The sequence below is a fragment of the Vibrio antiquarius genome (assembly GCF_000024825.1).
GTDB classification, from domain to species: domain Bacteria; phylum Pseudomonadota; class Gammaproteobacteria; order Enterobacterales; family Vibrionaceae; genus Vibrio; species Vibrio diabolicus.
Genome location: NC_013456.1, coordinates 1,236,643 through 1,258,252 on the forward strand (window position 1 = coordinate 1,236,643; position 21,610 = coordinate 1,258,252).

Annotated in this window: 22 protein-coding genes; 15 read left to right on the forward strand and 7 right to left on the reverse strand. The window is 45.2% G+C overall.

What is annotated here, in order from left to right; all coding sequences use genetic code 11:
* Nucleotides 1-3 precede the first annotated feature (3 nt).
* The 9 genes from VEA_RS05855 (at nt 4) to dinB (ending at nt 7,522) form a co-directional block, all read left to right on the forward strand.
* Nucleotides 4-1,248 (forward strand): NADH:ubiquinone reductase (Na(+)-transporting) subunit B, encoded by a 1,245-nt coding sequence (locus tag VEA_RS05855; protein ID WP_006742551.1) that lies wholly within the window; start codon nt 4-6, stop codon nt 1,246-1,248.
* Entirely contained in the window at nt 1,238-2,008 is a 771-nt protein-coding gene (locus VEA_RS05860; protein WP_006742550.1) for a Na(+)-translocating NADH-quinone reductase subunit C, read from the forward strand. Before VEA_RS05855 ends, VEA_RS05860 begins: the two co-directional genes overlap by 11 nt.
* A complete protein-coding gene (locus VEA_RS05865; RefSeq protein ID WP_005380269.1) occupies nt 2,008-2,640 on the forward strand; it encodes an NADH:ubiquinone reductase (Na(+)-transporting) subunit D in 633 nt (210 codons plus the stop codon). Before VEA_RS05860 ends, VEA_RS05865 begins: the two co-directional genes overlap by 1 nt.
* A 7-nt stretch (nt 2,641-2,647) precedes the next feature.
* Nucleotides 2,648-3,244 (forward strand): NADH:ubiquinone reductase (Na(+)-transporting) subunit E, encoded by a 597-nt coding sequence (nqrE, locus tag VEA_RS05870; protein WP_005380270.1) that lies wholly within the window; start codon nt 2,648-2,650, stop codon nt 3,242-3,244.
* 33 nt (nt 3,245-3,277) lie between these two features.
* Nucleotides 3,278-4,501 (forward strand): NADH:ubiquinone reductase (Na(+)-transporting) subunit F, encoded by a 1,224-nt coding sequence (gene nqrF, locus VEA_RS05875; RefSeq protein WP_005380271.1) that lies wholly within the window; start codon nt 3,278-3,280, stop codon nt 4,499-4,501.
* A gap of 155 nt (nt 4,502-4,656) precedes the next feature.
* Nucleotides 4,657-5,661 (forward strand): FAD:protein FMN transferase, encoded by a 1,005-nt coding sequence (locus VEA_RS05880; protein ID WP_006742549.1) that lies wholly within the window; start codon nt 4,657-4,659, stop codon nt 5,659-5,661.
* 22 nt (nt 5,662-5,683) lie between these two features.
* Nucleotides 5,684-5,917 (forward strand): (Na+)-NQR maturation NqrM, encoded by a 234-nt coding sequence (nqrM, locus tag VEA_RS05885; protein ID WP_005436655.1) that lies wholly within the window; start codon nt 5,684-5,686, stop codon nt 5,915-5,917.
* 231 nt (nt 5,918-6,148) lie between these two features.
* Nucleotides 6,149-6,382, forward strand: coding sequence for a DUF2789 domain-containing protein (locus tag VEA_RS05890; protein WP_012841486.1), 234 nt, complete (start codon nt 6,149-6,151; stop codon nt 6,380-6,382).
* A 75-nt stretch (nt 6,383-6,457) separates the two neighbouring features.
* A complete protein-coding gene (dinB, locus tag VEA_RS05895) occupies nt 6,458-7,522 on the forward strand; it encodes a DNA polymerase IV (protein WP_041853023.1) in 1,065 nt (354 codons plus the stop codon).
* On the opposite strand, the gene VEA_RS05900 is transcribed toward dinB, so the two are convergent.
* Nucleotides 7,519-9,444, reverse strand: coding sequence for a RecQ family ATP-dependent DNA helicase (locus VEA_RS05900; protein ID WP_012841487.1), 1,926 nt, complete (start codon nt 9,442-9,444; stop codon nt 7,519-7,521). The genes dinB and VEA_RS05900 overlap by 4 nt on opposite strands.
* Nucleotides 9,445-9,520: 76 nt before the next feature.
* Between VEA_RS05900 and VEA_RS05905 the strand changes: the two genes are divergently transcribed.
* Complete coding sequence (locus tag VEA_RS05905) at nt 9,521-10,000, forward strand: GreA/GreB family elongation factor (RefSeq protein ID WP_012841488.1); 480 nt, start codon at nt 9,521-9,523, stop codon at nt 9,998-10,000.
* Nucleotides 10,001-10,061: 61 nt separating this feature from the next.
* Nucleotides 10,062-10,805 carry a YggN family protein gene (locus VEA_RS05910; protein ID WP_005385316.1) on the forward strand — a complete coding sequence of 248 codons (744 nt, stop codon included), beginning with the start codon at nt 10,062-10,064 and terminating at the stop codon, nt 10,803-10,805.
* Between the two features lie 126 nt (nt 10,806-10,931).
* Here the strand turns inward: VEA_RS05910 and VEA_RS05915 are convergent, their stop codons facing one another.
* Nucleotides 10,932-13,478, reverse strand: a complete 2,547-nt coding sequence (locus tag VEA_RS05915; RefSeq protein ID WP_006742546.1) for an Ig-like domain-containing protein — start codon at nt 13,476-13,478, stop codon at nt 10,932-10,934.
* A 376-nt stretch (nt 13,479-13,854) separates the two neighbouring features.
* Between VEA_RS05915 and VEA_RS05920 the strand changes: the two genes are divergently transcribed.
* Complete coding sequence (locus VEA_RS05920) at nt 13,855-15,219, forward strand: sodium-dependent transporter (RefSeq protein WP_012841489.1); 1,365 nt, start codon at nt 13,855-13,857, stop codon at nt 15,217-15,219.
* Between the two features lie 105 nt (nt 15,220-15,324).
* On the opposite strand, the gene VEA_RS05925 is transcribed toward VEA_RS05920, so the two are convergent.
* The 5 genes from VEA_RS05925 to tsaA all read right to left on the reverse strand — a co-directional run bounded on the left by VEA_RS05925 (nt 15,325) and on the right by tsaA (nt 19,201).
* Nucleotides 15,325-15,516 carry a DUF4250 domain-containing protein gene (locus tag VEA_RS05925; protein WP_012841490.1) on the reverse strand — a complete coding sequence of 64 codons (192 nt, stop codon included), beginning with the start codon at nt 15,514-15,516 and terminating at the stop codon, nt 15,325-15,327.
* Nucleotides 15,516-15,722, reverse strand: a complete 207-nt coding sequence (locus VEA_RS05930; protein WP_005391765.1) for a YaeP family protein — start codon at nt 15,720-15,722, stop codon at nt 15,516-15,518. Before VEA_RS05930 ends, VEA_RS05925 begins: the two co-directional genes overlap by 1 nt.
* A gap of 111 nt (nt 15,723-15,833) precedes the next feature.
* Complete coding sequence (locus VEA_RS05935) at nt 15,834-16,502, reverse strand: tellurite resistance TerB family protein (RefSeq protein WP_006742544.1); 669 nt, start codon at nt 16,500-16,502, stop codon at nt 15,834-15,836.
* Between the two features lie 176 nt (nt 16,503-16,678).
* A complete protein-coding gene (locus tag VEA_RS05940) occupies nt 16,679-18,394 on the reverse strand; it encodes a proline--tRNA ligase (protein ID WP_006742543.1) in 1,716 nt (571 codons plus the stop codon).
* A gap of 111 nt (nt 18,395-18,505) precedes the next feature.
* Nucleotides 18,506-19,201 (reverse strand): tRNA (N6-threonylcarbamoyladenosine(37)-N6)-methyltransferase TrmO, encoded by a 696-nt coding sequence (tsaA, locus tag VEA_RS05945; RefSeq protein ID WP_041852899.1) that lies wholly within the window; start codon nt 19,199-19,201, stop codon nt 18,506-18,508.
* Nucleotides 19,202-19,324: 123 nt separating this feature from the next.
* Here tsaA and VEA_RS05950 point away from each other — a divergent pair, with 123 nt between their 5' ends.
* The 3 genes from VEA_RS05950 (at nt 19,325) to VEA_RS05955 (ending at nt 21,531) form a co-directional block, all read left to right on the forward strand.
* Nucleotides 19,325-19,585, forward strand: coding sequence for a type B 50S ribosomal protein L31 (locus tag VEA_RS05950; protein WP_012841491.1), 261 nt, complete (start codon nt 19,325-19,327; stop codon nt 19,583-19,585).
* 3 nt (nt 19,586-19,588) lie between these two features.
* The gene (gene ykgO, locus VEA_RS23155; protein WP_005593337.1) at nt 19,589-19,714 is read left to right on the forward strand and encodes a type B 50S ribosomal protein L36; all 126 of its coding nucleotides are present in this window, start codon (nt 19,589-19,591) and stop codon (nt 19,712-19,714) included.
* A gap of 230 nt (nt 19,715-19,944) precedes the next feature.
* On the forward strand, nt 19,945-21,531 hold the full coding sequence (locus VEA_RS05955) for an AbgT family transporter (protein ID WP_006742541.1): 1,587 nt from the start codon (nt 19,945-19,947) through the stop codon (nt 21,529-21,531).
* Nucleotides 21,532-21,610 lie beyond the last annotated feature (79 nt).

Consider the following 21,610-nt stretch of genomic DNA (forward strand, 5'->3'; position numbering starts at 1 on the left):
TTCATGGCTCTTAAAAAGTTTCTTGAAGACATCGAGCATCATTTTGAGCCTGGTGGTAAACACGAAAAATGGTTTGCCCTGTACGAAGCTGTAGCAACAGTTTTTTACACTCCAGGTATCGTAACAAATAAAAGCTCGCACGTTCGTGATAGCGTTGACCTAAAACGTATCATGATCATGGTTTGGTTTGCGGTATTCCCAGCAATGTTCTGGGGTATGTACAACGCAGGTGGCCAAGCTATTGCAGCGCTTAACCACATGTACGCTGGTGATCAACTAGCGACAGTTATCTCTGGTAACTGGCACTACTGGCTAACTGAAATGCTGGGCGGAACGATTGCCGCTGATGCAGGGGTTGGCAGCAAGATGCTACTAGGTGCGACCTACTTCCTACCTATCTACGCAACAGTATTCCTTGTTGGTGGTTTCTGGGAAGTGCTTTTCTGTATGGTGCGTAAGCACGAAGTAAACGAAGGCTTCTTTGTTACTTCTATCTTGTTCGCACTTATCGTTCCACCAACGCTACCTCTATGGCAAGCGGCACTAGGTATCACATTTGGTGTTGTTGTTGCGAAGGAGATCTTCGGTGGTACAGGTCGTAACTTCCTTAACCCTGCACTTGCAGGTCGTGCATTCCTATTCTTCGCTTACCCAGCGCAAATCTCGGGTGACGTAGTATGGACTGCAGCTGACGGCTTCTCTGGTGCAACTGCTCTTAGCCAATGGGCTCAAGGTGGTAACGGTGCTCTAGTTAACACAGTAACTGGTTCTCCTATCACTTGGATGGACGCTTTCATCGGTAACATCCCTGGCTCTATTGGTGAAGTATCGACTCTAGCTCTAATGATCGGTGCAGCGATGATCGTTTACATGCGAATCGCTTCATGGCGCATCATTGCGGGCGTAATGATCGGTATGATTGCAGTATCGACTCTGTTTAACGTGATCGGTTCTGACACTAACCCAATGTTCAACATGCCATGGCACTGGCACCTAGTTCTAGGTGGTTTTGCATTCGGTATGTTCTTCATGGCAACGGACCCAGTATCAGCGTCATTTACTAACAAAGGTAAATGGTGGTACGGCATCCTGATTGGTGCAATGTGTGTGATGATCCGCGTAGTTAACCCGGCGTACCCAGAAGGTATGATGCTGGCGATTCTATTCGCGAACCTATTCGCACCTCTGTTCGACCATGTAGTGATTGAGAAGAACATCAAGCGGAGACTAGCACGCTATGGCAAGTAATAACGACAGCATTAAAAAGACGCTGGGTGTTGTTATCGGGTTGAGCCTTGTTTGTTCAATCATCGTATCAACAGCAGCAGTAGGTCTGCGTGATAAGCAAAAAGCTAACGCTGTCCTAGATAAGCAATCAAAGATCGTTGAAGTTGCAGGCATTGACGCGAACGGTAAGAAAGTACCAGAGCTATTTGCTGAGTACATCGAACCTCGTCTGGTAGACCTTGAAACAGGTAACTTTACTGAGGGTAATGCATCTACGTACGATCAGCGTGAAGCATCAAAAGATGCAGAACGTTCAATCGCATTGACACCAGAAGAAGATGTCGCTGATATCCGTCGTCGTGCGAATACAGCAGTGGTGTACTTAGTAAAAGACCAAGATGAAGTCCAAAAAGTTATCTTGCCTATGCACGGTAAAGGACTATGGTCGATGATGTATGCCTTTGTAGCCGTTGAAACTGATGGTAACACTGTGTCTGCTATTACTTACTACGAGCAAGGTGAAACTCCTGGACTTGGTGGTGAAGTAGAGAACCCTTCATGGCGCGATCAATTCATTGGCAAGAAATTGTACAATGAAGATCATCAGCCAGCGATTAAGGTCGTGAAAGGCGGCGCACCGCAAGGTTCTGAGCACGGTGTTGATGGTCTATCAGGAGCAACGCTCACTAGTAATGGTGTTCAACACACATTTGACTTCTGGTTAGGTGACAAGGGCTTTGGTCCTTTCCTAGCAAAAGTTCGTGACGGAGAACTTAACTAATGTCTAGTGCACAAAACGTTAAAAAGAGCATTCTAGCGCCAGTATTGGATAACAACCCAATCGCGCTACAAGTTCTTGGTGTATGTTCTGCTCTTGCAGTAACAACTAAACTAGAAACAGCTTTTGTAATGACGCTAGCGGTAACATTTGTAACTGCGTTGTCTAACTTCTCTGTTTCATTGATCCGTAACCACATTCCTAACAGTGTGCGTATCATCGTTCAGATGGCAATTATCGCATCGCTAGTAATCGTGGTAGACCAGGTGCTAAAAGCTTACCTATACGATATCTCTAAACAGCTATCTGTATTCGTTGGTCTGATTATCACTAACTGTATCGTAATGGGTCGTGCTGAAGCATTCGCAATGAAGTCTGCGCCAGTACCATCTCTTATTGACGGTATTGGTAACGGTCTAGGTTACGGTTTCGTTCTTATCACTGTAGGTTTCTTCCGTGAGCTATTTGGCTCAGGCAAACTATTTGGCCTAGAAGTTCTACCTCTAGTGAGCAACGGTGGTTGGTACCAGCCTAACGGCCTAATGCTACTAGCACCATCAGCATTCTTCCTAATCGGCTTCCTTATCTGGGTAATCCGTATTCTGAAACCAGAACAAGTAGAAGCGAAGGAGTAAGGACGTCATGGAACATTACATTAGTCTGTTAGTTAAATCGATTTTCATCGAAAACATGGCTCTGTCTTTCTTCCTAGGTATGTGTACTTTCCTTGCCGTATCTAAGAAGGTTAAGACCTCTTTCGGCCTAGGTGTTGCAGTTGTGGTAGTACTGACTATCGCTGTTCCTGTGAACAACCTAGTATACAACCTAGTTCTGAGAGAGAACGCGTTAGTTGAGGGCGTGGACCTTAGCTTCCTAAACTTCATCACCTTTATCGGTGTAATTGCAGCACTTGTACAGATTCTAGAGATGGTTCTAGACCGTTTCTTCCCACCTTTGTACAACGCGCTAGGCATCTTCCTACCGCTGATCACAGTAAACTGTGCAATCTTCGGTGGTGTATCTTTCATGGTACAACGTGACTACAACTTTGCTGAATCTATCGTTTACGGTTTCGGCTCTGGTGTGGGCTGGATGCTAGCAATCGTTGCTCTTGCAGGTATCCGTGAGAAGATGAAGTACTCTGACGTACCTCCAGGTCTACGTGGTCTTGGTATCACATTTATCACTGTAGGTCTTATGGCGTTAGGCTTTATGTCTTTCTCTGGTGTTCAACTGTAAGTCGGGTAAACCGCAACAATTAAGGAATAGTCAATGGACATTATTCTTGGTGTAGTGATGTTTACTCTGATCGTACTTGCACTAGTACTAGTGATTCTTTTCGCTAAGTCTAAGCTTGTACCAACAGGTGACATTACAATTTCTGTGAACGATGACCCTTCTCTGGCGATCGTTACACAACCAGGTGGTAAGCTACTGAGTGCTCTAGCCGGTGCTGGCGTATTCGTATCTTCTGCTTGTGGTGGCGGTGGCTCATGTGGTCAGTGTCGCGTAAAAGTTAAATCAGGTGGTGGCGACATCCTACCAACCGAGCTTGACCATATTACTAAAGGTGAAGCTCGTGAAGGTGAGCGTCTAGCGTGTCAGGTTGCAATGAAAACTGACATGGACATCGAGCTTCCTGAAGAAATCTTTGGCGTTAAGAAGTGGGAATGTACCGTTATCTCTAACGATAACAAAGCGACATTCATCAAAGAGCTTAAGCTACAAATTCCAGATGGCGAATCAGTACCTTTCCGTGCTGGTGGTTACATCCAGATTGAAGCACCTGCTCACCACGTGAAATACGCAGACTACGATATTCCTGAGGAATACCGTGAAGACTGGGAGAAGTTCAACCTTTTCCGTTACGAGTCTAAAGTTAACGAAGAGACAATCCGTGCATACTCAATGGCTAACTACCCAGAAGAGCACGGTATCATCATGCTTAACGTTCGTATCGCGACTCCGCCGCCGAACAACCCAGACGTACCACCAGGTATCATGTCTTCGTACATCTGGTCTCTAAAAGAAGGCGACAAGTGTACTATTTCTGGTCCATTTGGTGAGTTCTTTGCGAAAGATACAGATGCAGAAATGGTATTCGTTGGTGGTGGTGCTGGTATGGCTCCGATGCGCTCACACATCTTCGACCAACTTAAGCGTCTACACTCTAAGCGTAAGATGTCTTTCTGGTACGGCGCACGTTCTAAGCGTGAAATGTTCTACGTAGAAGACTTCGATATGCTACAAGCTGAGAATGACAACTTCGTATGGCACTGTGCACTGTCTGATCCACTTCCAGAAGATAACTGGGATGGTTACACTGGCTTTATTCACAACGTTCTTTACGAGAACTATCTACGTGATCACGAAGCGCCAGAAGACTGTGAATACTACATGTGTGGTCCACCTATGATGAACGCTGCTGTTATCGGCATGCTAAAAGATCTAGGTGTAGAGGATGAAAACATCCTACTAGATGACTTCGGTGGTTAATCCCTCCAAGTGATTGAATCTATGGCTAGCTCTCTAAGAGCTAGCCATTATTTTTTGTAGAAGTAAAAATAATATTCAACAGTTGATATAGGTAATTGGATTTAAGTAATCGGTCCCATTCCCCATATCAATTCAACAACATTGGGAGTTAACAAGTGAAAACGTGGCTTGTTGCATTCGCTTCTCTATTGATTTTGGCTGGCTGTGAGCAGCCAGCAGATCAAATTCATCTAAGTGGCCCTACCATGGGGACTTCTTATAACATCAAATATATCGAGCAAGATGGTATTCCTACGCCAAAAGCGATGCAGATGGAAATTGATCGCTTACTGGAAGAGGTTAATGACCAAATGTCGACTTACCGTGATGATTCAGAATTAAGTCGCTTTAACCAGCATCAAACGAGTGAGCCATTTACTGTATCGACACAAACAGCAACCGTAGTCAAAGAAGCGATTCGTCTCAACGGTCTTACTTTAGGCGCATTGGATGTGACAGTCGGTCCTTTAGTTAACCTGTGGGGCTTTGGCCCAGAAGCTCGCCCTGATGTCGTTCCTACAGATGAAGAGCTAGCGGCACGCAAAGCCAATACTGGCATTCATCATCTATCTATTGATGGCAATAAATTGTCCAAAGATATTCCTAACTTGTATGTCGATTTATCAACTATTGCTAAAGGTTGGGGGGTTGACGTGGTTGCTGACTACCTTCAATCTGAAGGGGTTCATAACTTCATGGTAGAAGTGGGCGGCGAAATGCGTCTCAAAGGCGTGAATCGTGAAGGCGTGCCGTGGCGCATTGCGATTGAAAAGCCGACTATTGATGAGCGTTCAATTCAAGAAATTATTGAGCCAGGGGATATGGCAATTGCAACAAGTGGTGACTATCGTAATTACTTTGAGAGTAATGGTGTGAGATACTCTCATATTATTAATCCAAGAACAGGCAAACCTATTCATCATAAAGTGGTGTCTGTAACGGTACTAGATAAATCGTCGATGACTGCTGATGGTCTTGCAACTGGCCTTATGGTGCTAGGTGAAGACAAAGGCATGGCAATTGCGAACGAAAATAATATTCCTGTTTTCATGATTGTGAAGACGGAAAATGGTTTTAAAGAGCTGGCTTCGGAAGCATACAAGCCGTTCATGAAGAAATAACAACAGAAGTGAGCATGTTCTTATGAGTACATTTCTAATTACGTTTGCAGTTTTTGTTGCGGTAATCGCAGCGATGGCTGTTGGCTACATCTTCCAGAAGAAAGTAGTGAAGGGTAGCTGTGGCGGTCTTGGTGCAGTAGGTATTGAGAAAGTATGTAACTGTCCAGAACCATGTGACGCGCGTAAGAAACGTGAAGCACGTGAAGCGGCGCGAGCTGAGAAATTGGCTGCATGGGAAAAAGATCGAATTGCTTAAGTATCGATCGTCCAAAGAGTAATACAAAATAACCCAGCTAAAGCTGGGTTTTTTTATATTTCTCGCTCTACTTCTCTGAGAGTTTATACTTTGCTTGCTACGTTTAATCTAGGATGACCGGAGGCTTAAGTCGGTGCAGACTTCACAGCCACGTCATTTCCCTTTAATCACCGTACTTAACTGTTATTTGGTTATATACTCAAACTAAAGCGCGTTAACTTAGGAGGAAATATGGAAATGCATCAACACGGTATGGCTGAATTGTTTCAACAATTAGGCCTCGGCAGCTCTCCTCAAGAGATAAAGGACTTTATTAACGAACATCGACACAAAAGAGCTTCAGCCCCTTTGCATGAAGCCAGCTTTTGGACAAGTTCGCAGGCCACATTTCTCAAACAAGCCATTGAAGAAGACGCAGACTGGGCAGAGTTGGTCGATCAGCTTGATGTGATGTTACGAGATTAAAGCACGTTTACAAACTCTCATTTCTATCAAGGCAGATTTAATTTATACTGTTTTTTTGAACAGTATTTGATGGCTATGTCAGACCTAATTAGAAAAATCATTCACGTCGATATGGATTGTTTTTATGCTGCCGTTGAGATGAGAGATAATCCTAGTTACCGTGGCATTGCACTCGCCGTTGGCGGTCATGAAAAACAGCGTGGCGTGATTAGCACCTGTAATTATGAGGCGCGCAAATATGGCGTTCGTAGTGCAATGTCAACGGCGCGAGCATTGCAACTCTGCCCCCATTTACTAGTCGTTCCCGGTCGAATGCACGTGTACAAACAAGTCTCTCAGCAGATTCGTGCTATTTTTGAGCGTTATACGCCTATCATTGAACCTCTATCATTAGATGAAGCATACCTCGATGTCACGGACTCTACAGCTTGTCGTGGCTCCGCAACGTTGATCGCAGAGTCTATTCGACGCGACATTTGGAATGAGCTTGGGCTGACGGCATCGGCGGGCATTGCACCGATTAAGTTTCTTGCCAAAGTCGCCTCTGATATGAATAAACCCAACGGTCAGTTTGTTATCCCGCCAGATAAGGTTCAGGAAGTTATCGATACACTTCCGCTGGAAAACATTCCTGGAGTAGGGAAGGTGAGTCTTGAGAAATTGCATCAAGCGGGCTTTTATCGATGTGAGGATATTAAAAACAGCGACTATCGTGAATTGCTGAGACAGTTTGGTCGTCAGGGGGCCTCTTTATGGCAGCGTAGCCATGGAATTGATAATCGAGAAGTCGTTGTTGAGCGCGAGAGAAAATCCGTCGGTGTGGAACGGACATTCAGCCAGAATATCTCGAGCTATGATGAATGTTGGCAAGTGATCGAGGATAAACTTTATCCTGAACTCGAGAAACGCTTAGAGCGTGCAAGCCCAGATAAATCGATTATTAAACAAGGTATTAAAGTTAAATTTGCCGACTTTCAACTGACAACAATTGAGCATATCCATCCGCAATTAGAGCTTGAGGACTTCAAGATCTTGCTAAGAGATATTCTTAAGCGCCAAAACGGACGGGAAATACGCCTTTTAGGCTTGAACGTGATGCTCAAGCCCGAGAACCAAGCGCGCCAGTTGAGCTTTTTCTAGGCTCTTACTGCTTCTACCTGAGCTAATACTTGTTCAAAGCTTGTGTTGGCCATCGCACCATAACCCGCCAGTTTTGAAGCTTTTAGCTGGCTAATTAAAGGGGTACTAATTCCGCACAAGAAGCGGGCGACAGCATCATTGCTGATAGCTGAAGGGGAGAGCTGAATAAATTCCTGCACCCACATTGCTACTTGAGGTGGCTCAATATCCTCACCTTGTGGTGTTGGGAACGAAGCGACTTGACCACGACACACGGAGCAGTGACCACATTGCTCTGGTGCATTGTGATCCGCAAAGTAGTTCGCCAATTGTGAGCTCAAACAGTGCTCTGACTGGAACAAGCGCAGCATAGTGTGAATTCTTTCGATATCTTTGCTTTCTTTGGATTGGAACAGTTCATACAGTTGTTGGATTAAAACATCAGAACTCTGTGTGGTTGGCAAAACAGAGTATACGTCGGTCAGTTGTTTGCTCTCTAGCTCTATCCAACCATTCTGGTGAAAATAGTCGAGGGCTGCGACAACTCGGCTGCGTTCCGATTGATAGTTCATCCATAACGCTTCTAGGTCAACTTGGCACCACACTTTGGCTTTTTGCGAGCAGGAGAAAATAGCCTCCACGAATTGACGTCGCTCGCCTTGAAATTGATTCACAATAAATTGCTGATCGTGCAAAAACTTAAAGCGATATTCCGCAAAGTAACTGTATTTTGCTTCAATGAGTTTATGTAGCTCCAAATAAACCAACAAGGTTTTGAGTGGCAATTGGCGGATATTACTTTCACGCGATAAACGCAGTGGCACTACCTCCCATTGTGGAGCATGTTCTTTCGCTTGCTCGACTACATAGTTAATCGAGGTTAGTTCAGGTGTGTCACCATAGACAAAGTTTTCCAACACCGTTAAGCCGGACGTATTGCCCAGCAGAATGCACTCAGAACGTTGCCCGTCCCTGCCTGCACGTCCAATCTCTTGTGCGTAGTTCTCGATCGATTTGGGTAAGTCGAAGTGAATGACGCGGCGGATATCAGATTTATCGACCCCCATACCAAATGCAATCGTGGCAACAATACAGTCAATTTGGCTATCCATAAACTGCTGTTGGATTTGTTCACGGATGTCGCTTTTCATACCTGCATGGTACGCGTGAGCATTAATGCCAATATGGATTAGTGATTTTGCTACTTGCTCTGCTGTCTGCTGTTGTGTCACGTATACGATAGTCGGAAGCTTAGGAGAAGAGGCGATGAGCTCACTTAGCACTTCTTGTTTCGTTGCTTCCTCGCATGGGATCACCGAGATATCCAGATTGGGGCGGTAGAAGCCTGTAACGGTAATATGTTCACTGGCAATATCGAACTTTTGTTTCATGTCTTCAATAACTGCGGGCGTTGCTGTTGCAGTGAGAAGCAAAGATTGTGGAATGTTCAGTTCACGTTGATATTGCGGTAGCTTGAGATAATCAGGGCGGAAGTTATGTCCCCATTCGGAAATACAGTGCGCTTCATCAACCACCATCAAAGAGATCGGTACTTGGCGAATGAACTCACGAAAACGCTCGTTTTTTAGGCGCTCAACAGAAATCATCAATATTTTGATCTGTCCATTTTTTACCCCTGCCATGACGCGTTGTGACTCTTCTCTGCTTTGACTGCTATCGATAGAAGCGGCCGGGATCCCTTTACTTTGCAAAAAGTTCAGCTGATCTTTCATTAGCGCCAACAACGGCGAGATCACCAACGTAAGATTGGGCAATACGGTTGCTGGCAATTGGTAACAGAGAGACTTACCCGAACCTGTAGGAAAGATGGCCGCAGCAGAGTAACCATTCATAACCGCTTCAATAACGGGTTGTTGACCTTGGCGTAATGAGTCAAAACCAAATACGGATTGAAGTGTTTGATGCAGCGAGTCACTTTGCATAATAGGGAAACCTTTCTTTGATGGTAAACTTAGGTACATTAACACACCCTGAGTGCCAAACGCGCGTCCTAAAAGTATGAACAAAGCTGACTTAGTCCAAATTATCATCCAACATCTGGAAGAAAAACTTCAAGTGGCCCATGCATCGGCTCAGCTAGCCATTGATGCCGCGACAGATGAAGAAACTGTTCCCGAGCATAAGTACGATACGTTAGCACTTGAAGCCGCGTATCTTGCTCATGGACAAGCTATGCGAATCCAAGAGAGTGAAGACGAGCTGCGTCAATATCGCGCTCTAGTGACTCGCGACTTTAAAGGAGCACCTGTTGGTGTAGGTGCTTACGTCGTTCTCGCAGATGAGAATTTGCTTGAAAAACACTTCTTTGTAGGCCCTTGTTCTGGTGGTCTGACTGTTAAATATCAGGCTCAGGAAGTCTTTGTCTTAACAGCAAAATCTCCTCTTGGTCGAGCGTTATTCGGGAAAGAAGAAGGCGATGAGATTGATGTGAAAATAGGAGAAAAAACAACTTGTTACGAAGTCGTGACGGTTTGCTGACATCTCATGTATCACTCAGTGTTATGTTTAACACGAGTAATGTTAAATAAAAGAGAATGACATGAAAAAGCTTTTTACACTCTCATTGCTGATGGTCAGTGCTACTGGTTATGCAGCGCAGTGTCGTGTGGACATCAATAATGAAGTCCGTATGGATGGGCAAAGCTTGGAAATTCGCCAAACGACAGGTGATAAAGCTGTCGTGGATGAGGATAACAACCTATTCATCAAAGGTGAGCTAATTGAACTCAATGCCGACCAAAAAGCGGCAATTGAAGACTATCGCGAAAAAATGAACGCGTATATTCCACAAGCAAAGCAGTTGGCGAGTGATGGTTTAGCGCTTGCAAATGACATCATCGATGATGTTGCGGAAAGCCTAGACGCACCTGGCGCGTTTGATAACGTCAAAGTCGCAGTACAGGACTTTTTCGCTGATGTTGAATCACGTTACTACAAAGATGGCGATTTCATTCTACCAGCGGAAAGTTTTGAGTCCATGACACAAGGGTGGACTGAAGACTTTGCAAAAGCACAAGAGATCTTCAATAAAGAGTTTTTAGCCAGTTCGTTGGATGCTTTATCGAAAAAAATGAAGGAAGAGGGAGGGATAAACCTCACTGCATTATCAGAGAGTATGGCTGAGCTCAGCGCGAAAGTAGAAGAGCGTTTAGCTGAGCATTCGAAAGAGGTAGAACAACAAGCAGAAGACTTGTGCGATTCGCTGGATGACATGGCAGGGCAAGAAGACGATCTGTTGAAGAAAATCCCTGAGCTAAAAGATTACCGAGTATTTACGATTTAATTACCCTTCAAAAAGTAGAACTCAACGGTATAAAGAAAGAGAGCACAATTGTGCTCTCTTTTCGTTTTTACATACTTGAACAAGTAATGAAAGCAAGACGATGTTATTCGTTTGCTCATTAACAACTTACTGCGCGTTCATCTGAGTGAGTTTATCGCCGACAGGTTTTGAGAAATTAAAACCATCATGCTGATCCCAGTTGATAGACCACGTCATTACCCCTGCATAATTCGGGTAATTGAACGCTGGTTTAACGGTGCCACATGAAGTGCCTTTGGTTAAACAATCTAGTGCGCTGATAATATTCTGTGTCGGAGCCTGACCTGAATTTGCCGAGCTAGGACCTGAAGGTAAGCCGATTGCGACTTGATCATCACGTAGTGGTGCAAACTGAGTGCCGTCGGCCAATTCAAAGCCTTCGATAAGCATTTTAGATTGCGCTACCATCATATCCACAGAGCCTTCTGGTGCACTGCCTGGCAGATATGGGTTTGGTAAACCACCGTTGTTATATAGCTGGACGTGAAGTAGGTCGAGCGTGCTGCGTGTCTCGTTAATCACAGGAATGTAAGCTCCCCAAATACCGCTGTAAGCCACATAGCCGCCTTGAACATAAGGATGCTCAGGTGCCATGGTTAGGTACATGTCGCCACCCATGTTTTGCTCTATTTGAAGCAAAGCACGACCAAGGCGAGCTTGAATTTGCGAGCCATGAACCAAGTTAGATCCACTCTCTAAATCCACATCAAGACCATCAAAGCCCCACTCAGCGATAAGACCTGTTAGGCTAGAGACAAAGTTGGCTTCATCTTGGTCGGTATTCAGCGTAATCGTGCCTTCTGCGCCGCCAAGAGAGAGAACAAACTTCTTACCTTTAGCTTGAAGCGCTGCCATGTCCTGCTTGAATTGTGTTGGATCGAGTGCTGGACAATCGCTGTAAATATCGCCTGAATATAGATTAAAGTGCACGGTACCATCACTGTTGCGGTCATTTTCGGCAAAGGCAATATCAATCACATCCCACGCATCAGCCATATCCGCTAGACGAATTGGACAGCCAGCCCCATTTACAAAATTGTGCCAGTAACCGATGAGTTTGTGACGTTTCTCTGCTTGCTCAACCACCGTAATTGCTGCCGCGTCAGACAATGCATTGCTTCCTGACAAATCCACAGCTTGGGCGCTAACTGTAAAGTTACCAAGTGCAGTTGGTGTCCAGTTAGCTGTGTAAGGTGCCGTGGTATCGGTTGCAACAATAGAGCCGTTGATCATGAAATCAACGTGTTTAATGCCTGAGGTTAAAGACGTTGCATCGGCACTTAATGCGAGGTTTTTGCCTAAGCCGACGGTTTGACCGCTACTTGGTGAAGTCAGTGAGACGACCAAATCTTTATCGCTGACTTCCACACCAACCAAGGACTCTGACGTGTTGTTATCATTATCGGTTGCGACGGCTTTAAGCTGGTTAGCGCCAATAAGTGTGGCGTTCCAAGTAACGGAATATGGAGCTTGAGTGATGACCCCTAAGCTGGTGTTGTTCGCAAAAAACTCAACTTGCTTGACTGTGCCATCAGCATCGCTTGCGTTAGCCGTGATTTCGTTATTGCTGCCAGCGAGCACGACTTGTCCATCCGTTGGTGCCGTAATGGTAACTTGCGGTGGCGTCGAACAAGCACCTAGGCCACTCCAAGCATCTTGCCAGTATAACCCTTCACCTGGCTCGTAAGCCCATGCCGCATCCGAGGAACACCAACCAGCAACATCACAACGATATTTTTGGTTGAAGTGAGAAACTAGGTCGCCAACTTGATAACTCGTGCCCGCCGCGTAAGGCACTGCATCTGCACATCCGCCCGTCCCTGTTTCTGAATTACTAACAACAAGCGTTACTTCTTGGCTCATGGTTGTGAGGTTTGTGTCATCAGTCGCTTGTGCTTTAAACGAATGTGTACCAGCACTCGCGGTCCATTGATATTCGTAAGGTACACTGGTATCAATCGCGACGGATTGATTGTTCACGAAGAACTCAACTTGTGTGACCACACCATCAATATCGTCAGCTTGAGCGGCTACGGTTAGGTTATCACCTACATTAAGCACTTCTGTGCCTACTGGGCTGGTCAATGAAATGCTTGGTGGTGGTAATTCGACTTGTGGTTGAATTTGGATAGAAATCGTCGTGGTGCTAACGGCTCCCTCATTATCGGTCGCAATTGCGGTCAATTGCGAGATCCCTTCAATAGCGGTCCAAGAAGCTTCGAATGGTGCTTGAGTTACCACAGCAACCGTTTGGTTGCCTGCAACAAACTCAACTTGTGCGATTTGGCCATCTTCGTCGGTTGCGTTGGCTAGCAAGGTGATCGCACTGCCTTCGGGAATTTGTGCGTTGTTTGTTGGAGAGGAGAATGACACTGTTGGCTCTAGGTTGTTGCTTCCACCATCACATTGCCCTAACGCTTTCCATGCCTCCCAAGCCCCTGAATTGGTAACAGGGTCATTGCCTTGCGTCCAATACGCGGCCTCGTAAGCGGCTCCTTGCGTTTTTACTAAAGTGCCCGATGTATAAGTCGCAGTGCTGTCCCAGTCGGGTAGGCTTTGGCAGTTATAGGCTTGAGCTTGGTAGCTGACGCTGAGTGCTGCAACCATCGCTCCGTGAAGTAGAGTGACCTTCATTTTCCTCTCCTTGAGTCATGGATATAAATGAGAACAGAGTAATAACTAGCTGATAAATAGACATAAGGGGGAAAAAGCGAAGCACAATATTCTGCTTTTCGACACAGTATCACGAGGAACTATTCGTTCCTTACACCAAAGCTCATTATTTTTCGGCTCACTTCACGATGGGAGAATCACAAATTCTAGGCGTGTGAAAAAGACAAAAGTCGCCAGGTCTTAGAATGATGAATGTGAGATGTACGTTAAAATTTACAAGCTGAATGACTGTGAATTGTTTCAACTGTCGAGTATTTAACCGGAGTGCTCTTGTTGAATAGTGAATATTGCTATAGTGTACTAGTTAGCTAGTTCAATGATATTTTGTGTGAGTAGTATGACACAGCAAACCTCTTCTCAGCCTCGTGAGCATTTTGGCTCTCGTCTCGGATTCATCTTAGCAGCCGCAGGTGCCGCAGTTGGCCTTGGCAATATTTGGGGCTTTCCAACCCAAGCTGCCAGTAATGGCGGCGGTGCTTTCCTGTTGGTTTATTTGGTGATGATTCTTATCGTCGCATTTCCTATGCTGGTGGTTGAAATGGCGATTGGTCGTCATGGTCAAGCCAACCCGGTAGATAGTATGCGTTCGCTTACCAATCATCCGGTAGGTAAAAAGCTCGGCGGTATTGTGGGCTGGATAGGTTTAAGCGTACCAAGCGCTGTTTTAGCGTTTTACTCTATTGTCGGTGGTTGGTTGATCTGCTTTTTACTGGGTGCAATCACAGATCTAATGGGGTTAGAAGCCGCAACTCAATGGCTAAAGGGCTTTAGCGTTGAACGTAACTTGTTCGGAACCATTACTTTTTATGTGCTAACGATTCTCATCGTACAAGGTGGCGTAAAACAAGGTATTGAGAAGTGGTCCACACGTTTGATGCCAGCATTGTTTGTTTTGTTTGCTCTACTGTTTGCTTACATCATGACGCAAAACGGTGCGATGGAAGGGCTAAAGCATTACTTGGTACCGGATTTCGAAAAGGTATGGGACCGCAAGTTGATTCTTGCTGCAATGGGGCAGGGCTTCTTCTCGCTTACGATCGGTGGCTGTTCAATGCTGATTTATGGCTCTTACTTGAGTAAGAAAGAGAACCTACCAAAGATGGCGATGAACGTGACCATGGTAGATACTGCCGTTGCTTTCATTGCAGGGTTAGTGGTGATGCCAGCGATGTTTGTTGCGATGCAAAAAGGCGTTCAAATCTATGCTGAAGATGGCTCTCTATTAAGCTCTGATACGTTGGTATTTACCGTATTGCCGTTGATGTTTGATAGCTTAGGTTTGCTTGGTCAATTGTTCTCTATTGTGTTCTTTTTATTGCTGACGATTGCGGCGCTAACGTCTTCAATTTCAATGTTAGAGTGTCCAGTGGCGTTAGTGAGTGAGCGTTTCAACACCAAGCGTAGCGCAACGAGCTGGGTTTTAGGTGGTCTCATCGCCTTGTTCAGTGTGGTGATTGTTTATAACTTTGGCGCTCTGTTTGGTATGGTCGCGACGGTTGCTACTCAGTATCTACAACCAACCGCTGCGCTCTTATTCTGCTTATTTGGTGGTTGGGTATGGAATCGCAACTCAAAAATCAAAGAGCTTGAGCAAGGTTGCCCGGAGTTTACGCAAGGTTGGTTTGGTAAGTTATGGCCTGCGTATGTGAAGTTTGTATGTCCAATTCTTGTGGCTACGGTCATATGGGCTTCATTCGGCTAACCGAAACGTCTATTGGACAAAAGAGAAGGGCTTGATGAGTGATCATCAAGCCCTTTTTCATGTTGGTTATTCCCCGTTTCAGTTACCCGCGGTGATTGCTGCGGGTTAACGGAATTGTCCTGCTTCTGGAAGAAAGTCAAAACCAGCAGAAGCCAGTTTTGCTTCTAGTGCTGTGCGATCGATATCGAAGAAAGCTACCAGTTTATCTAAGTCACCACCGAAGTCGTCGCGTAGCTTCATATTTACAATGCTCATGAGCATGACAGGATCCATGGATTCAAAGTTCGCTAGATTCATTACTTATCCTCAAAATCTGAAATCAGTAGGTTTGCCGCAGCAAATGCCGCTTTTTCACGCACTTCTTTAGGCAGAGACTCATCCGCCGCAACATCGTTCAGCGCTTTAACAGCACATGAAATTGCCTGAGGAATGTAAGCTTGATCGCCACTACCAATTTGAGCATAAAGCTCACGAACCAGTTCACAACAGCCGTATACTTGCATGTTTTCTTTCCACTAAATGATAACTTATCTCAATATACACACAGCAGATTTGAAACTCAAAGTGCAGAGTTGTTTTGGCTCAAGTTGAGGAGTTGCTTGAGCGAGATTTAATCACTGCATTTGTACTTCTAACTGCTGAGTGACTTCTGGTGAAAGCTGAAGTTGTTTTGCCAGTTCTTGCAAATACGCTTTTTCCATGAAGTTTTGCTCATCAGCAACAATCAAAGACGCGAGATAAATTTCTGACGCTTGTTGGGGAGAGGTCGCCTGATTAGCAATTTCAGCAGGATCAAGCGGTTTGTTTAGTTCTTGCTGAACGAGTTGACGTACGTGCTCATCTGCGCCCATATCCGTGAGGGCTTGCTCGATGCGGGCCATTTCCTCTTCATCGACATGGCCATCGGCTTTTGCGGCTCCAATCATTGCTTTTAAAATTAGTACACTGTGTTTGCTGTCATCGGGGTCAAAGGTCTCATGAACACCTTGACCGGACTGTTTGGCTTGCCAGTCGTTATAAACTTTGTAGGCTAATGCTCCAAGCGCAGCAGCGCCACCGACTTTTAATGCGCCCGAGCCTATTTTCTTGGTCATTTTTTTACTTTTCTTCGAGCCCATCAGCATACCGATAAGGCCTCCGCCAACGGCGCCTGCTCCTAGCGTTTTCAGGCTACTTGAGTTTGATGAGGATTTGATGTTGTTAGTTTGTTTACCTAACGCATCAGCCCCTTGCTTGAGTAAGTCTGATTTGAGTGCTTGGTTTAGAAGACTTTTTAAATCCATAACTGACCTCCTTTAGATGATGAAATCAGTTTAATAGCAAGAAGCTGAACCAAAGATTAACAAAGTGAATAGATCTAAAGGGGAGTAGTAAGGTTGCACAGTAATAAAAAAGGGCTGACCGAAGTCAACCCTTTCTAATTATTTTGAAATTACTTCAAATGAGAACCGTCGAGCGCTTACTTTAGTTGAGCCTTTACGTGCTCGATAATATCAGTCATTGCGACTGGCGTTTTCTCACCAGTAGCACGGTTCTTGTACTCGAAGTTGCCTTCTTTCATTGAGCGGTCACCGATAATAATGGTATGCGGTACACCAATAAGCTCCATGTCAGAGAACATTACGCCTGGGCGTTCTTTACGGTCGTCAAATAGGACTTCGATGCCCATTGCCGTTAGCTCAGCGTACAACTTCTCAGCGGCTTCTTTTACTTCTTCTGACTTGTGCATGTTCATTGGAACGATCGCAACCTGGAATGGTGCGATTGCATCTGGCCAGATGATGCCGTATTTGTCGTGGTTTTGCTCAATAGCAGCCGCAACGACGCGAGTGATACCGATGCCGTAACAGCCCATTTCTAGGATGACGTTCTTACCATCAGGACCAAGTACACCACAGTTCATCGCTGCGGAGTAAGCGTTGCCAAGTTGGAAGATATGGCCAACTTCGATACCACGCTTAAGCTGGATAATGCCTTTACCACATGGGCTTGGATCGCCTTCAACCACGTTGCGTAGGTCTTCAACTTGACCAAGCTCTGCGTCACGACCCCAGTTAATGCCGAAGTAGTGTTTGCCATCGATGTTCGCGCCCGCACCGAAGTCGCTCATTACCGCAACGCTGCGGTCAACAATGAACGGCAGTTTAAGGCCAACAGGGCCTAGTGAACCAGGGCCTGCACCGATAAGCTCACGAATTTCTTCTTCAGATGCCATTTCCAGTGGAGCTGCAACCTGAGGAAGGTTTTCTGCTTTCACTTCGTTCAGCTCATGATCGCCACGAATGATAAGCGCGATGATTGGTGCATCAACTTCGTCAGACGCTTTCACAAACAAAGTTTTCACTGTTTTTTCAATTGGCAGCTCGAACTGTTCAACCAATTCAGCGATTGTTTTTGCGTTTGGCGTATCTACCAACGTCATTTCTTGCGTTGGTGCCGCTGCTTCAGAGGCTGGAGCTAGTGCTTCTGCTTTTTCGATGTTTGCCGCGTAATCTGACTCGGTAGAGAATGCGATGATGTCTTCGCCACTTTCAGCCAGTACGTGGAACTCTTGAGAGCCGCTACCGCCGATAGCACCGCTATCTGCTAGTACAGGACGGTAATCCAGACCCATGCGATCGAATGCTTTGCAGTAAGCATCGTGCATTGCGTCGTATGACTTTTGTAGGCCGTCTTTATCAATGTCAAAGCTGTACGCATCCATCATTGAGAATTCACGTGAACGCATTACACCGAAGCGTGGACGACGTTCGTCACGGAATTTGGTTTGGATTTGGTACAGGTTTAGCGGAAGCTGTTTGTAAGAGCTCACTTCATTGCGAACAAGGCTAGTGATCACTTCTTCAGCGGTTGGGCTAAGTACAAACGGACGAACATGACGGTCAGTAAAGCGAAGTAGCTCAGGACCCATCTTTTCGCTGCGGCCTGTCTCTTCCCATAGTTCAAACGGCTGAACAACGGGCATCAAAGTTTCGACTGCGCCTGCATTGTCGATTTCTTGACGAACGATGTTTTCGACTTTACGCAGTACACGTAGACCAGTAGGTAGCCAGGTGTATAGACCTGAAGCCAGCTTACGGATCATACCTGCACGTAGCATGAGCTGGTGGCTCACTACTTCTGCGTCGTTTGGAGTCTCCTTCAGAGTAGAAAGAAGATAATTACTGGTACGCATTAAATTTATCCGTTTATTTAAGTTAGATACTCAAGCTTGAATAAGCTGGAGTATAGGAGTTCCCGAAAGGGAAATTTATTAGCCGTCTATAATATCAGCCAATTGCGTTTGTCAAAAGCTTTCAATAGCGGTAACCGTTATTAAGTTGCTTGTTGCTGTGAACTTTACGTTCAAGTCGAACAAATTTACCGCATATTCTTTGTCGTCCGGCTTGCTTTTCTTGTATGCAGGACGAGGATCTTGGGCCAGAACTTGTTCAATGACTGATCTTACATAGTCAGTATCGGATCGATTTTCTATCGTTGCTAATGCTTGAGTAGAAAAGGTGACTTGTGACTTTTCTGGTTCTTGGTCTGCGTATCCGCCTTGTGCTTCCGAAATAGAATCCGAATAGGGGATATAAGGCTTAATATCTACAATCGGTGTCCCATCAACGAGATCAACGCTGCCTAAATCAAGATAGATTTGATCGCCTTGCTTAGTGACTCCGTTTACTTCAACGGCTGACATTCCGATTCCGTTTGGGCGGAAAGTCGAGCGTGAGGCAAAGACACCTATTCGTTCATTGCCGCCCAGTCGTGGTGGACGGACGGTTGGCTTCCAACCTGCTTCCAGATTTTGATCAAACAAAAATAACAGCCAAACGTGAGAGAACTGTTCTAGCCCACGCACTGCTTCAGGGCTATTCGCTGCGCCTAACAGTTTTACGCGTGCTTTCGCTGTTGGTACTAAGCGAGGCTGGCGCGGTACTGCAAACTTTTCTTTGTACGGTGTCTCAATGACGCCGATGGGTTCAATGGAATACATGGTGGACATCTTTAAGAATTCATTGAGATGAAAAGTATCACAAATTTCTCTTGCTTTTCTTGTTGATAATGATTATTAATTAAAACGTTATAACATAACATTTTAATTAAGAGGAAAAGTATTATGAAACCAGGAATCCACCCTGAATATCGTCCAGTGGTGTTCCACGACACCAGCGTAGATGAATACTTCGTTGTTGGTTCTACGTTGAAAACAGAGAGAACCATCGAATGGAAAGATGGCAAAACCTACCCTTACTTTACGTTAGATGTGTCGTCAGCATCCCATCCGTACTACACCGGTAAACAGCGAGTGGTTCAAACAGAAGGTCGTATTGCGAACTTCAACCGTCGTTTTGGTCAATTTAAGAGCGAAAAGGAATAAATCATGAAGGTATTGAAATCATTAAAAAGTGCAAAAAGTCGTCATCCGGATTGCCAGATCGTAAAACGAAGAGGGCGTCTATATGTCATTTGTAAGGCGAATCCGAGGTTTAAAGCAGTGCAGAAGTAATCGTTCTGCATATTTCTGGCTTATGGTTTTGTTTAATTGATAATTTTGACTTAACTGTTTTACATGGATGAAATATCTACGTTTTTGTTTATTATTGGTTATAAAACTCTCTAATGGTCACAGTTTGTAACATTTAGGGCTTTTCTTTAACCTTCTACTCAAGTACCCTTCGCTCGCTTTTTTGACATTTTTGTCACATTTGCACAGGAATAAAAACAAGGAGGGAACAGATGAGTTCATCTGATTCAATTAAACAAAACTCGCCTAAGAAGCCGCTGTTTACGCGCTTTTTGGATACTGTCGAATATTTGGGGAACTTATTACCTCACCCGATCACACTATTTGCCATTTTCTGTTTAGCCATTCTGGTGATGTCGGGCATTGCAGGATACTTCGAAGTTTCCGTTGTAGACCCTCGTCCTGAGGGCGCAAAAGGTCGTGCCGCAGATGGCATGATTCATGTCGTCAGCTTACTTAACGCTGATGGACTCGAACTTATCGTTACTAACTTAGTGAAAAACTTTGTTGGCTTTGCACCTTTAGGCACGGTTTTGGTTGCGATGTTGGGTGTTGCTATTGCTGAGTACTCTGGTTTGCTATCTGCAGCTATGCGTGGCTTGGTCATGGGCGCATCTCAACGCATGGTAACAGTGACTGTTGTTTTCGCTGGTATCATTTCAAATACGGCATCAGAGCTGGGGTATGTGGTACTTATTCCACTGGCAGCAATGCTGTTCCATTCTCTAGGTCGTCACCCACTTGCAGGCCTCGCTGCGGCATTCGCTGGTGTATCTGGTGGTTATTCAGCAAACCTACTTATCGGTACGGTTGACCCGCTACTGTCAGGTATTACTGAAACAGCAGCGCAAATGATTGACCCAACTTACACTGTTGGTCCAGAAGTTAACTGGTACTTCATGTTTGTTTCGACGTTCTTCATTGCAATCACTGGTGCGTTTGTTACTGAAAAAATTGTTGAGCCAAAGCTTGGCAAATACAGTGAAGAAGAAGCCTCAGAAGATTTGTCGAACGACAAAATGGGCGGCTTAACAGACATTGAGAAGAAAGGTCTAAAACTAGCAGGTGTTGCTGTACTGGTTGTTTCCGCGTTGCTTGCTTGGACGGTTGTTCCAGCTGACGGCATCTTACGTTCTGATGCAGGTACAATTGCAGGTTCTCCATTCCTGAAAAGTATCGTGGCATTCATCTTTGTGTTCTTTGCTATCCCAGGCTTTGTGTTTGGTAAAGTTGTTGGCACGATGAAGACGGATCGCGATGTGATTGATGCAATGGCGAAATCTATGTCTTCTATGGGCATGTACATTGTATTGGTTTTCTTTGCTGCTCAGTTCGTTGCTTTCTTTAAATGGACCAACTTCGGTCAGGTATTTGCGGTTGCTGGTGCAAGCTTCCTGCAAGAAATTGGCTTAACTGGCCCAATGTTGTTCTTTGCCTTCATCCTCATGTGTGGCTTTATCAACCTAATGATTGGTTCGGCATCGGCACAGTGGGCAGTGACGGCACCGATTTTTGTTCCTATGTTGATGCTTGTTGGTTATGCACCGGAAACGATTCAGGCTGCTTACCGAATTGGTGACTCGACGACAAACATCATTACTCCAATGATGAGCTACTTTGGTTTGATCCTAGCGGTAGCAACTCGTTACATGAAGAACTTGGGTATCGGTACGCTGATCGCGACCATGCTACCTTACTCAATCTGCTTCATTGTCGGTTGGAGTGTGTTGTTCTATCTATGGGTATTCGTATTTGGTTTACCAGTAGGCCCTGGCGCAGCAACATACTACACACCGTAAAAAACGGTTACCTCACACAGCTCCATTACAAAAGCCTGCGAACGTCGCAGGCTTTTTTTATCGATCCAGATTGTGTGCA